Origin of the sequence: Cytobacillus sp. Bac17 (assembly GCF_024519925.1) — a bacterium.
GTDB classification, from domain to species: domain Bacteria; phylum Bacillota; class Bacilli; order Bacillales; family Cytobacillaceae; genus Cytobacillus; species Cytobacillus pseudoceanisediminis.
In genome coordinates this window covers 23,859-36,241 of the sequence record NZ_JALJRC010000021.1, presented here as the reverse complement: position 1 = coordinate 36,241, position 12,383 = coordinate 23,859, and the positions used below count along the sequence as shown (strand labels likewise).

Sequence of the window (12,383 nt, the reverse complement as noted above, 5' to 3'; positions counted from 1 at the left end):
ATGGGATTTCGTATTTTACCAGTGACTAAGAGAGTCGAGAAATCTGTTATTGACCAGTACCGAAATGTTGTGACACCTCATATTAGCGATAATCTTAACCGCTTACATGCAATTAATAGCAGTTTAAGACCTTATCATAAAGAAGGCAAACTTCTGGGGACTGCAATTACAGTGAAAACAAGACCAGGTGATAATTTAATGGTACATAAGGCTATAGAAGTCGCAGAACCAGGAGATGTCATAGTTGTGGATGCAGGTGGAGACACGACTAATGCAATAATCGGTGAAATTATGTTGGAAATTTCAAAAAAGCGTGGAATCACTGGATTTATTATTGATGGAGCTATTCGTGATACCGGTGCCTTTATGAAGGGGGATTTCCCAGTTTATGCAAAAGGAGTAACTCATAGAGGACCATATAAAGATGGCCCCGGAGAGATCAATGTTCCAGTTTCAATTGGAGGTATGGTTGTTCATCCTGGTGATCTCCTTGTTGGCGATGAGGATGGAGTTGCAGTGATTCCAGTTGATAAAGCTGAAGAAATATTGGCCCTTGTTAAAAAGCAAGAGATCCGTGAAAAGGAAATTTTTGAGGAAATTGAAGAAGGGACAATTGATCGCACCTGGATTGATAATACTTTAAAGCAGAAAGGGTGCGAATATATTGAGTTTGCCGACAAGATTTGATTGGGTTTTGCTTCAGGAATTCTGTGCAAATGTATTTAAAAAAGCTGGTCTAAAAAAACAAAATGCAGAATTAGTCGCTGATTCACTGATTCAAGCAGATTTACGAGGTGTTGATTCACATGGTGTTGTTCGTACATCTATTTATTTAAAACGGATTGAGGAAGGTATGATTAATCCTGCAGCAGATATTGAAGTGGAAAAAGAAAGTGATTCTACAGCGCTTGTCAACGGGAATAATCAAATTGGTTCTGTAGTTGGGGTAAATGCATTAAAAGTTGCTCTTAAGAAGGCAAAAGAAAACGGGGTAGCACTGGTAGGAGTGAAAAACTCAAATCATTTTGGAACCGGAGCATATTACCTTTTAAAGGCAATTGAGCAAAATATGATTCTTCTTGTTATGTCAAATGCTTCGCAAACAATGCCGCCAACTGGCGGGGTTAGACCTTTTTTAGGAACGAACCCATTAGCAGTAGGTGTTCCTGCTGGTGATGCAGTACCTTACATTTTGGATATGGCAACAAGTCTAGTAGCTCGTGGGAAAATTATTGTAGCTTCGCAAAAAGGGGAAGAAATTCCTTTGGGATGGGCAATCGATAAGGATGGAAATCCGACGACAAATGCAGAAGCTGCATTAGAAGGTTCAGTTCTTCCAGTGGGTGGACCAAAGGGTTATGCAATCTCAATGTTTATAGATATCTTATCAGGAGTTCTGACTGGTGCTGGTTTTGGAAAATATGTCAATAACATGTATGAAAATTGGGAACAACCACAAAATGTTGGCCATTTCTTCATCGCAATTGATATAAACAAGTTTATTCCAATTGAGCTGTTTAAACAAAGAATGGACCAATATATCAGTGAGATAAAAGCAGAACCGAAAGCACCTAATGTCGATGAAATTTTAATTCCTGGAGAGATTGAACATAGAAGGGTTATTTATAAGAAAGCAAATGGTATTGAACTTCCGTCAAAAGTCGTAAAAGAACTACAGGAAATAGCACAAAAATATGGACTAGATTTATCACAAGCAATATTTAATCAGAAAAACAAGGAGGTAACAAAATAATGGTTAATCAATTTCGTTATGAAATCCCTACTGCTATTGAGTTTGGAAATGGTGTGATAAATGATTTAGCTGAACATGTCAGAAAATTAGGGGGTACCAAAGTATTAATTGTAGGTGATCCAGGAGTTGTTAATGCCGGTGTAGTTGATAAACTATCAAAACCACTAGAGGATAGTAAAATTCCTTATGTCACTTTTTCTGAAATTGAACCGGATCCGGCAATTAAATCAGTAGAAAAGGGATTAAATCTAGCAAAGGAAGAGAATTGTGACCTTGTAATTGGTGTTGGCGGTGGAAGTTCTTTGGATACAGCAAAAGCAATCGGGTTAATGCTTACTAATCCAGGTAATATCCGTGATTATGTTGGAATTAATTTGGTCCCAAATCAAGCTGCACCTGTAATTGCTGTACCCACTACTGCTGGAACTGGAAGTGAACTTACGATTTGGTCAGTGCTATCTGATAAAGAAGCAAAAACGAAATTAAGTGTTGGCAGTATATATAACATGCCTACATTAGCTCTTTGTGATCCTCAATTAACTTCAACTCTGCCTCCGCATATTACTGCTGCAACTGGAATGGATGCCTTAACACACGCCTTAGAGTCGTATGTAAATAAATCGACACAGCCAATTTCTGAAGGTCTTTCAATTCAATCTATGAAAATGATTGCCCAAAACTTACGACTAGCTGTTGTACAGGGTGAAAATTCTGATGCTCGTTATCAAATGTTATTAGCAAGTTTAATAGCAGCCATGGCTTTTAACTCTACACGATTAGGTTTAGCTCATGCACTTGCCATTCCGTTAGGGGCGCATTTTAATATCCCACATGGGGTTGTAAATGCGATTCTTTTACCTGAAGTAATGCAATTTAACATCATAGGGAATGTAGATAAATTTGCAGAAATCGCAGAAATATTTGGCGAAAATACAAAGGGATTTACAAAAAGGGAAGCTGCTGAAAAGGCTGTAAGTGCAATACGACAGTTGAAAAAGGATGTGGGTATCACCCAAACTCTTTCTGATTATGGCTTGGAGGAAAAGCACCTTGATATGATTGCAGAGGAAGCTATGTTATCAGGAAATGTCCCAGTTAATCCAGTGAAACCTACATTAGAGGATCTGAAAAATATATGTCGCTCAGCAATGGGCTCGGAGGTTAGAGAGACGGTTACCAATTAATCAATCATTAGAACCAGGGAGGTATAATCATGACTTTCATTAAAGAAAAAAGAGGAATGAAAGAATGGCTTGAATCAAATAAACCAGTAGAGCATGGGAATTTTATTGGGGGTGTATGGTCTGAAAGTAAAAGTGGCAGGACTTTTTCCATCTATAATTCTGCCAAAAAGGATCAGCAATTAGCTTCTTTTCAAGATTCAAACGAACATGATGCAAATCTGGCGGTTGAAGCAGCAAATGAAGCATTTTTATCATGGTCAAAAGTTCCGGGCCCGGACAGAGGGGCAATTTTATTTAAATTTGCTGACTTGCTTGAAAGTAACTCGGAAGAATTGGCTTTTATGTTGTCTGCGGAACAAGGAAAGGTATTTAGTGAATCAATAGGTGAAGTTTATCGTGCTGCAAAGGAAGCTAGATTCGCAGCAGGAGAAGCTTCAAGAATAGATGGAAACACTCTACCTGGGGAGAGACCAAATGTTTGGAACTCAACGGTTAGAAAACCAATCGGGGTTGTTGCCGCGATTGCTCCTTGGAACTTCCCAATTGTTACACCTGTCAGAAAGATTGCTCCCGCATTAGCTTGTGGGTGTACAGTCGTTTTTAAACCAGCTTCTGCAACTCCTTGGACTTCAGTGAAACTAATGGAATTATTTGCGGAAGCAGGCGTTCCGAATGGAGTTGTTAATTTAGTTGTTGGCGGTGGATCAAAAGTTGGAACTCCTTTAGTTAATCATCCGCTAGTGAAAGGAATTAGCTTTACTGGTTCGACTGAGTTAGGTAGGAAAATTAATGAAGCTGCAGGGAGGAGATTAGTAAAAACTCAGTTAGAGTTGGGAGGGAAAAATCCGGCCGTTGTTATTGATTATGAAGATGTAGAGTATGTCGCAAAACAAATTGTAAGTGCAGCATTTGCGGTTAGTGGCCAGCGTTGTACCGCAATAAGCAGAGTTATCGTCCATAAGAATGTGAAAGAAGATCTAACAAAGGCAATTTTAGAAGAAGTAAGACAAGTTAAAGTGGGGCCCGCTTGGGAGAATGGAGTAACAATGGGGCCGTTAGTTGACAAAAGTCAGCTTGAATCAGTGCAAAAATATATCCAAATAGGAATAGAAGAAGGAGCCAGCTTAATATATGGCGGGAAATTGTTAGAAGGTGGACTATACGATGAAGGTTACTACCTGTCACCTACACTTTTTGATAATGTCACTCCAGATATGAGAATAGCAAAAGAAGAAATATTTGGCCCAGTTTTATCTATTATTACAGTAAACAATACTAAAGAAGCATTTGAAGTAGCAAATGAAGTTGACTACGGATTAGCCGCGTCTCTTTTTACTAAAGATTTAGCATCAGCTTACGAGTTCGCTGAACATGTTGAAAGCGGAATGGTTCATATTAACCATGGGACCTCCAGTGCCGCCCACTTGCCATTTGGCGGTGTCAAACAATCGGGTTTTGGAGCTTACTCTATCGGACATTCCAATATCGAATTCTTTACAAATACTAAAGCTGTATATTTTCAGTATTAATAGTTAGCTATTAAAAAAAGAAAAAGGGGCTGGAAACATGAAAAAATGGTTAGCGGGATTTTCGGCGGTTGCTCTTTCTGTAGGAGTTTTAGCCGGGTGTGGTTCTGATAGCACAAGCGGAGCGTCTTCAGATACAGGATCAAAAGAAGTAGTCGAATTAAAACTGGGTCACGTTTGGCCGAACTCTGAAATCCATGCTCAGGCAGCAGAGAAATTTGCGGAAGAAGTTGAGGAGTTATCAAATGGTCAATTAAAAATTGACATTTTTGAAGATGGTACTTTAGGAGCGGATAAAGACTTATTAGAAGGTTTAAAAGTTGGAACAGCTGATATATGGGTTGGGGGAGCCGGTGTTCTTTCAGGGTCATCTGATACTGCCAAAATCTTTACAGTTCCATTTTTATTTGATGACCAAAAGCATTTTGATAAAGTCTTTAATGGTGAAATTGGTCAAGAAGTTTCCGAAAAAATTTTAGAGGAATCTGGCTATAAAGTATTGTCTTATTGGGAGCGTGGTGCTCGTTGGTTAACCGTTAACAAAGAAGTAAAAACACCAGAAGACTTAGCTGGATTGAAAATTCGAGTACCTGAAAGTCCAGTGTTTGTAAAGTCATTCGAACAATTAGGCGCTGCACCTACTCCTATGTCATTTGGAGAAGTTTTTACATCTATGCAACAAGGTGTCATTGATGGTCAAGAAAATCCTCTTTCATTAATTTATAATTCTAAGTTTAATGAAGTTGTTGACTTTTTAGTAAAAACTGAACACGTTCGTGAACCGATTACGCTTGTGATCAGTGATACAACTTTTAACAAACTTAGCCTGGAACATCAAGAAATATTAGAGAAGGCAGCCAATGGAAATGCAAAAACTTACGCTGCCGAGGAAATAATTTCAGGTGATAGTGAATACCTAAAAAAGCTGCAGGAAGCAGGTATGACGCTAGTTGAGCCAGATTTAGCTGCTTTTCAAGCTAAACTTGACGGATTTGTTGATAAAGAATTTCCAGAAATTAAGGAAACGTTCGAAAAAATTCGTGTTGCAAAATAACTTAAATCCAATTTAAAAACTAGATTGTGATGAGGGGAACTCCCTCCCCTCTCCTTTCTACGAATTCTATATTCTAATAGGCAATGTAGAATTCGCAGAGGGTATGTTCCTTTAATAAATAGCACTAGGAGGAAGCTTTTATGAGAGGGTTTATTAAGATAGTAGATCTTATAAATCAGTGGATCCTTAATTTCTTAGCAATTCTTTTTGGTGGAATTGGTCTACTTACAATATACCAAGTTTTTGCACGGTATGTCCTGAATAGTCCATTAGTTTGGTCTGAAGAAGTAATAAAGTATCTCATGATTTGGATTGTATTACTTGGAACAGCCGTTGCTCTGCGAAAAGGATTATTAATTTCAGTTGAAATTGTACTACATATCGTACCAAAACTTATTAATAAAATAATGCAGGTTCTTATTACCATAATTAATAGTGTATTTCTATTTCTATTGGTGCAATATGGATTCAAAATATTAAATACGATTCAAGGACAGACAACAGGTGCACTTGAACTACCTGTTTCTTGGACTTATGCCTCCATACCTGTTGCAAGTATACTAGCATTGATTAATTGTGTTGCTGTTTTGTTTGAAATATTGACATCCAAGGGAAATTCGGAGGTGGACAAAGATGGCACTTCTATTATTCATTAGTCTAATAATTCTCTTTGCATTAGGTGTGCCGGTCGCATTTTCTATGGGGCTTTCCTCCATTCTGGCAATGTCAAATGAAGGTATTCTAATTCAAGTAGCAGTACAAAAGATTTTTTCCTCTATGAATTCATTTCCATTGATGGCAATCCCTTTCTTTATTTTAGCTGGAAGTCTTATGGAAGCTGGTGGGATTTCTAAAAGGTTGATTGATTTTGCAAATTCTCTTGTTGGAAAACTAACAGGTGGTTTAGCAATGGTTACTGTAGTAACAGCAATGTTCTTCTCATCCATTTCGGGATCAAGTGCTGCAACAGTAGCTGCGATTGGAAGTATTTTAATACCAGCTATGGTTAAGCGAGGCTTTCCGAGAAATTTTTCTACATCTATACAAGCAGTATCGGGAGAACTAGGTGTTATAATTCCGCCTTCTATTCCAATGATCATATTTGCGTTAACAGCTGGAGTATCAATCTCTATTGGTGATTTGTTTATGGCTGGGGTAGTTCCTGGGATATTAATTGGCGGATCAATAATGTTAACAATTTATGTAATTAGCAAAGTTAAGGGATATGGAAATAGAACCCCATTAAATTTAACAGATTCAGAAGTTTTAGAAGAATCTTTATTGATGACAACAAAAGGCAGATTAAATGCTTTTAAAAATGCCATTTTACCATTACTCATGCCCGTTATTATATTGGGGGGAATATATGGCGGGGTTTTTACACCAACAGAAGCTGCTGCAGTAGCTGTAGCTTATGCATACATTCTAGGTGCTTTCGTATATCGCAGTTTAACAATAAATAGCATTATGGAGGTATTGCGTAACTCAGTACTCTCAACAGCAATTATTATGTTTATTATCGCGAACGCAGGGCTTTTAGGATGGGTATTGACGGCAGAAAAGGTTCCCGCAACGGTTTCACAATGGTTTATAGCTGTCTCTGATAGTCCAATAATATTCTTACTGCTTGTGAACCTACTTTTATTAATTGTAGGTATGTTTTTAGAGACTGGGGCAGCTATTGTTATAATGGCACCAATTTTAACCCCTGTTGCTATCTCATTCGGCATTGATCCGGTTCATTTTGGCATAATTATGATTGTTAACCTTGCAGTTGGAATGTTAACTCCTCCAATTGGAGTTAATTTATTTGTTGCTTGCCAAATAGGGAAGCTTCGTATCGACCAAATTCTTAAACCCCTTATTCCATTTTACATTGTTTTATTAGTTGATATTTTGTTGATTTCGTTTTTGCCCCAAATTTCACTGTGGTTACCTAGCTTTTTGAAATAAACCACCTAGATGGACATATTTATACAAAAAGGCTATTACCATCTATCAAATTTTAAAGAGAGAAGGGTGAATAGTTTGAAACCCAAAGTATTTATTACAAGAAAGATTCCTGCCCATCTGCTAAAAGAACTGCAGAGTGTATGCGACATATCAATTTGGGACCACGAAGATACACCTGTTCCACGTATATTGCTTGAAGAGAAAATACCGGATATAGATGGGTTATTTTGTTTGTTAACAGAAAAGATTGACGCGGACTTACTAGAAAAGGCTAATAATCTTAAAGTTGTAAGTAACATGGCTGTTGGCTACAATAACATTGATGTGGATGCAGCAACAAAAAAAGGAATCATAGTTACCAATACACCAGGTGTATTAACAGAAACAACCGCAGATTTAACTTTTGCTCTTCTAATGGCCACTGCTAGAAGAATTCCTGAAGCCTCTGAATTTCTAAGAGATGGAAAATGGAATACTTGGTCTCCAATGCTCCTTACTGGACAGGATATTTATAATTCAACACTTGGCATTATTGGCATGGGAAGAATTGGAGAGGCATTAGTTAGGAGAGCTAAAGGATTCAATATGAATATCCTATATCATAATAGAAAAAGGAAATTAGACGCCGAAGAGGAATTGGACATACAATATTGTCCTTTAGATAAACTGTTAAAAGAGTCAGATTTTATCTGTATCATGACTCCTTATACAGAAGAAACAAAAAATATGATAAGGAAAGAACATTTTAAGTTAATGAAGGACACTGCCATTTTGATAAACACTGCCCGAGGCGGCATAGTAAATGAAGAGGATCTCTATCATGCACTTGTAAGCAATGAAATTTGGGCGGCAGGTGTTGACGTCTTCGAACAAGAACCTGTTCCTAGGAACCACCAATTGTTAACCTTACCAAAAGTGGTAGCACTACCACATATAGGAAGTGCTAGTATTGCTACTCGAATAAAGATGGCAAACGTTGCAGTAAATAACTTAATTCAAGCCCTGAAAGGCGAAATTCCTGATCATATTGTAAATAAAGAGATAGTAAATTTATAAAGCAAAAAGCCTCAATCCTATATGTTTGAGGCTTTATTCTTCTAGCCCACCTACCTTTACTTACTATTCAACTGAGAAAGAATATAAGATATATCATTTTTTGGTGAGTTAACCATTGTAGAAACAGGGTATAAATCCATTTCTTCTGCAGGATAGGGAACAAGTAATGATTTAAGATGCTCAGTATCATCATTTTTTGGATTTAACCATAAATCATAACTGTCCTGGTGAAGAATTACCGGCATGCGATCGTGAACATCCTCAGTGACCTCATTAGGTGTGGTCGTTATTATAGTGCAGCTGTGTAATGGTTGTTCTCCTTTTTTCCAAGTTTCCCATAACCCAGCGAAGGCAAATGGCTTCTTATCTTTCATAATAAAGCGGTATGGTTGCTTATTACCGTCTTCTTGTTTTTTCCACTCATAAAACCCGTCGGTTAAAATTAAGCACCTTCTACGTTTGAAGGCGTGCTTAAAACTGGGCTTTTCATCGATTCCCTCAGCTCTAGCATTAATCATTTTGTAGCCTATCTTTTCATCTTTTGCCCAAAAAGGAACCAGGCCCCATTTCATTGTACCAGCTCTTCTTTTCTGCCCATCAGAAATTACCGTTAGAATTCTTTGGCTTGGGGCAATGTTAAAGCGAGGAGAGATTTCCTCTGAGATTTCAAAGTCAAAGTATTGCTGCAAAGCTGAAATATCTTCAGCAAGGGAAAAACGACCGCACATCTAATTAACCTCCTTATCATCTTTCATGTATTACCAAAAATTGATTAGGTGTAAACTAAAAAATCCCTCTATCCATACTTTGTGCAAGGAGGCTGGTGTGGAAGCTTTATGTATTTAATGAAATTGATATCACGTTTTTTACTTAAATCATCACAGACATCACCAGAAATCTCACTATATAGTCTCACATTTTTATCGCGAACCATCACAAATTTTGCGTTTATTATTGTGTTGTACTGTGGTACGAAAAGATCCTATTTTTTTGTCCATTTTCCCCACAGCTCTTTAGCTGTCTGGTTATATTTCAGGACAGTATACCAAATAAAAGCTATGCATCCTAAGGAAATTCCAGATGGTAAATAACCTGAAAGAACATACATTATAGGCCATGCAATTGTATTTCCAGCAGCCCAGGCAATGCTCAGGCATTCTAGTTTTATTTTTAAGTCACCGTCCATTACTTGCTGCCCCTTTATACACAACTTATTTCTTTGTTTCATTCCAGAATGTTTCTACTTGTAATCTTTCGTCAATCATTTGCTTTAATGTTGGATTTATGTTCTTGATAATATTCTGGAAGATAGCGTGCTTTTTTTTAAAATGTTCATAGCTTCCCGGTCAGCGGTAGCCCCATTATAGGAAGGGAAATAAGAATAATTTTCATATTTGTCGGTTGTCCATTCTTTTTCCATTCCTCATATTAAAGATCATACCCAACCCTTTAAGCATCAATGGCATGATCATCTACTGCCAGTTTCACTTCTCCTAAAAAAGAAAAATATCCCCTTCAAGTGTTTCACACTTACCATATTATTATTCAAGCATTCACTTTAAGCTAATTTACTTTAGCATGACGATCCAGCAGGAAAAGGATTTTTTTGATTTCACTACAGAAGAAGGAAACTACCCTTTTAATCTTTTATATAGGCATCTACGATTTTTTTTGGTTCATTCTTCCCCTTTAATAATAACCCTCGTTGTGACTCATGTTTTTTTCATGTCCCATTTTGTCCCCTGTCATTCATATTCCCCTCTTATAAAAATGGAATAAAAATGCAGGGGAGGTAGTACCTAGGGGTTACCACCTACTGTTGACTTAGGGTTGACTTTGAAGATGTTACCGAGGAAGGGAAGTACTTAGGTCAGGCAACAATAAATATACCATAAATTGGATATGTTTTATCGATTTCTACCATATACAATAATAACAATATATGTAATTAATATTGTCATATGGGAGAAAAAAGATGAAAAATACAATATTAGATGATAACGGGGTATCAAAAGAGAAGTTTGATTCAAAATACTCTATTCTGTAAGAAAAAAAGGTACGATATAATAAATTTCAGCAGCAAGTAAAAACAATCATAAGAAGTGTTTTATCTTGGAGACCACATTTTGGTTCCGGCATTTTGACCTGTTATATAAAGCCAAAGTATGAATATGATCAGTACAAATGGGGTCTAGCAGACACCGCATTATATGCTTTGCTTCAATATGCAGTTTTGGTATTAAATCTGGCTTGGCTTTTAAGTTTATTTTTCTTGTTATTCTGGTATTCTGAATCGATAAATGGATTTATTAATGTAACAGTAGTAGCTTTTATAGCTGAAATTATATAAAAGGCTGTTCACGCAAGATATAAATACTTTTAAAATATTTCTTTTAAGCCCTTCTCAAAGAGAGGGGCTAAAAAGTTAAGTACTGATACAATTTATTGATTGTGCAATAACCTTTAATTTCAGAATCTACATATGAGTATCGTGCATATCCGTCCTTGATTGTAATGATTGCAACTTCCTTTCCATGCAGCACTCCATGCATTTTTCTGTTTGTTTTAAAGAAAAGTAAGCTCAACTGCTCTTCAGAATCCACATTCTTTAACCTCTTATTAAGATCATTTACATTCATTATATCAACTCCTTTTTGTAACTATTTGTCGTAAAAAGGGAAACTCCTTGTGTCTTTTTTATGAATTTTAAAAGCCCTCACTTAACCTCAGGTAAAAGAGGGTGTTGGCAGAAGAATAAATTTTTCAAGCCTTATAATTTTTACTATTATAAGGCTTTTTGGGTTTTGTTAATTATATAGAGTTAGGAATTTAGAGTTATCAGAAATTAAAAGGAAAACAAAAGTATAAAAAAATTTAAATTTTTTATTGTTTTTTGAAAAATCGTAATTTATAATATCAATATGTACAGACATATGAACATACGTACATACAAAGACTTGGTAATGGTCTTTAATCAGATGCATTAAAACCTATATTTCGATTAATTCAACATTTTCAATAGTGCAATTGGTTTTGATATGTTAAAAAGGTAATAAACGGAGAAACAAAAAACAAAATTTGAATAAAGAGGAATTAAGATGAAGGATTTAATTAACGAACATAGTGGTATTCCATTGTATTACCAAATAAAGGAGCTAATAAGAGAAAAAATAGAAAATGGTAATTGGAAAAGTGGCGATAAAATTCCGAATGAGGTCGATTTAGCAAAGAACTTTTCTGTTAGTAGATCTACAATGAGGCAGGCTATATTGGAGTTAGTTAATGAAGGTATATTAACAAGAAAGAAAGGAGTGGGTACCTTTGTTTCTAAGCCTAAAATTGAGGGGAATTTTATTAGCTTTACTTTTCCTGAAGAACTAGGAACAAAGCATACTCCAATTAGTATAAAGGTTATAGAGGGTACAGCGGGGAAATTAAAAGTGCTTAATTTAAAAGATCAGGAAAAAGTATTTGAAATCATTCGCTTAAGATTTTTTAATGATGAGCCTGCTGCAATTGAGAAATCTTATATCCCTGTAGGGCTTATTCCAGATTTGCTTGATAATAATCTCGAAGGAAAGCTTATTGATCTAATAACTGAAAAATATGGAATTATAATGACAAAATATCAGAATTCTATTGAGCCTGTGCTGATAGATTCTTTTGAGGCAAAAGTGTTAGAAGTAGAACAAAATCAACCTGCTTTAAAGATAACAAAGTTATTAATGACCCCTCAAGGAAACCCAGTTATTTTATTTACTAGTATTATTAGGGGAGACAGATGTAAAGTCCAATTTAGTTCAGAAATTCAACTCTGAGATTAAATTGTTTCTTAGATATTAAATTCAAAGGAGTGA

12 protein-coding genes are annotated in these 12,383 nt (G+C 36.2%); 9 read left to right on the top strand and 3 right to left on the bottom strand.

The genetic code is table 11. The annotated features are described in order from the left end of the window. The 8 genes from NR125_RS20650 (at position 1) to NR125_RS20615 (ending at position 8,526) form a co-directional block, all read left to right on the top strand. On the top strand, positions 1-687 hold the full coding sequence (locus NR125_RS20650) for an RraA family protein (protein WP_071158831.1): 687 nt from the start codon (positions 1-3) through the stop codon (positions 685-687). Next, complete coding sequence (locus NR125_RS20645) at positions 665-1,753, top strand: Ldh family oxidoreductase (protein WP_071158725.1); 1,089 nt, start codon at positions 665-667, stop codon at positions 1,751-1,753. The genes NR125_RS20650 and NR125_RS20645 overlap by 23 nt, the downstream gene beginning before the upstream one ends. Next, positions 1,753-2,937, top strand: a complete 1,185-nt coding sequence (locus NR125_RS20640; RefSeq protein WP_071158723.1) for an iron-containing alcohol dehydrogenase — start codon at positions 1,753-1,755, stop codon at positions 2,935-2,937. The genes NR125_RS20645 and NR125_RS20640 overlap by 1 nt, the downstream gene beginning before the upstream one ends. 29 nt (positions 2,938-2,966) lie before the next feature. Next, positions 2,967-4,466, top strand: coding sequence for an aldehyde dehydrogenase family protein (locus NR125_RS20635; RefSeq protein ID WP_254786606.1), 1,500 nt, complete (start codon positions 2,967-2,969; stop codon positions 4,464-4,466). 37 nt (positions 4,467-4,503) lie between these two features. Continuing rightward, the gene (locus tag NR125_RS20630; protein ID WP_256816056.1) at positions 4,504-5,517 is read left to right on the top strand and encodes a TRAP transporter substrate-binding protein; all 1,014 of its coding nucleotides are present in this window, start codon (positions 4,504-4,506) and stop codon (positions 5,515-5,517) included. Between the two features lie 140 nt (positions 5,518-5,657). Continuing rightward, a complete protein-coding gene (locus tag NR125_RS20625; protein ID WP_071158719.1) occupies positions 5,658-6,173 on the top strand; it encodes a TRAP transporter small permease in 516 nt (171 codons plus the stop codon). Then, positions 6,151-7,470 (top strand): TRAP transporter large permease, encoded by a 1,320-nt coding sequence (locus NR125_RS20620; RefSeq protein ID WP_071158717.1) that lies wholly within the window; start codon positions 6,151-6,153, stop codon positions 7,468-7,470. The genes NR125_RS20625 and NR125_RS20620 overlap by 23 nt, the downstream gene beginning before the upstream one ends. A 75-nt stretch (positions 7,471-7,545) precedes the next feature. After that, the gene (locus NR125_RS20615; protein ID WP_071158715.1) at positions 7,546-8,526 is read left to right on the top strand and encodes a 2-hydroxyacid dehydrogenase; all 981 of its coding nucleotides are present in this window, start codon (positions 7,546-7,548) and stop codon (positions 8,524-8,526) included. A gap of 56 nt (positions 8,527-8,582) precedes the next feature. Here NR125_RS20615 and NR125_RS20610 read toward each other — a convergent pair whose 3' ends face one another. From NR125_RS20610 to NR125_RS20600, 3 genes are all read right to left on the bottom strand, one after another. Then, positions 8,583-9,254, bottom strand: coding sequence for an SOS response-associated peptidase (locus tag NR125_RS20610; protein WP_071158713.1), 672 nt, complete (start codon positions 9,252-9,254; stop codon positions 8,583-8,585). A gap of 254 nt (positions 9,255-9,508) precedes the next feature. Further along, positions 9,509-9,754 carry a hypothetical protein gene (locus tag NR125_RS20605; protein ID WP_256816055.1) on the bottom strand — a complete coding sequence of 82 codons (246 nt, stop codon included), beginning with the start codon at positions 9,752-9,754 and terminating at the stop codon, positions 9,509-9,511. A gap of 1,189 nt (positions 9,755-10,943) precedes the next feature. Beyond that, entirely contained in the window at positions 10,944-11,165 is a 222-nt protein-coding gene (locus tag NR125_RS20600) for a hypothetical protein (RefSeq protein ID WP_071158709.1), read from the bottom strand. Between the two features lie 459 nt (positions 11,166-11,624). Here NR125_RS20600 and NR125_RS20595 point away from each other — a divergent pair, with 459 nt between their 5' ends. Beyond that, positions 11,625-12,344 carry a GntR family transcriptional regulator gene (locus NR125_RS20595; RefSeq protein ID WP_071158707.1) on the top strand — a complete coding sequence of 240 codons (720 nt, stop codon included), beginning with the start codon at positions 11,625-11,627 and terminating at the stop codon, positions 12,342-12,344. Positions 12,345-12,383: the final 39 nt, after the last annotated feature.

Bases quoted from the DNA above. Each gene is read 5' to 3' on its own strand.
- NR125_RS20650 (WP_071158831.1), top strand. From the start codon at position 1: ATGGGATTTCGTATTTTACCAGTGACTAAGAGAGTCGAGAAATCTGTT.
- NR125_RS20640 (WP_071158723.1), top strand. From the start codon at position 1,753: ATGGTTAATCAATTTCGTTATGAAATCCCTACTGCTATTGAGTTTGGA.
- NR125_RS20635 (WP_254786606.1), top strand. From the start codon at position 2,967: ATGACTTTCATTAAAGAAAAAAGAGGAATGAAAGAATGGCTTGAATCA.
- NR125_RS20630 (WP_256816056.1), top strand. From the start codon at position 4,504: ATGAAAAAATGGTTAGCGGGATTTTCGGCGGTTGCTCTTTCTGTAGGA.
- NR125_RS20625 (WP_071158719.1), top strand. From the start codon at position 5,658: ATGAGAGGGTTTATTAAGATAGTAGATCTTATAAATCAGTGGATCCTT.
- NR125_RS20620 (WP_071158717.1), top strand. From the start codon at position 6,151: ATGGCACTTCTATTATTCATTAGTCTAATAATTCTCTTTGCATTAGGT.
- NR125_RS20610 (WP_071158713.1), bottom strand. From the start codon at position 9,254: ATGTGCGGTCGTTTTTCCCTTGCTGAAGATATTTCAGCTTTGCAGCAA.
- NR125_RS20605 (WP_256816055.1), bottom strand. From the start codon at position 9,754: ATGAAACAAAGAAATAAGTTGTGTATAAAGGGGCAGCAAGTAATGGAC.
- NR125_RS20600 (WP_071158709.1), bottom strand. From the start codon at position 11,165: ATGAATGTAAATGATCTTAATAAGAGGTTAAAGAATGTGGATTCTGAA.
- NR125_RS20595 (WP_071158707.1), top strand. From the start codon at position 11,625: ATGAAGGATTTAATTAACGAACATAGTGGTATTCCATTGTATTACCAA.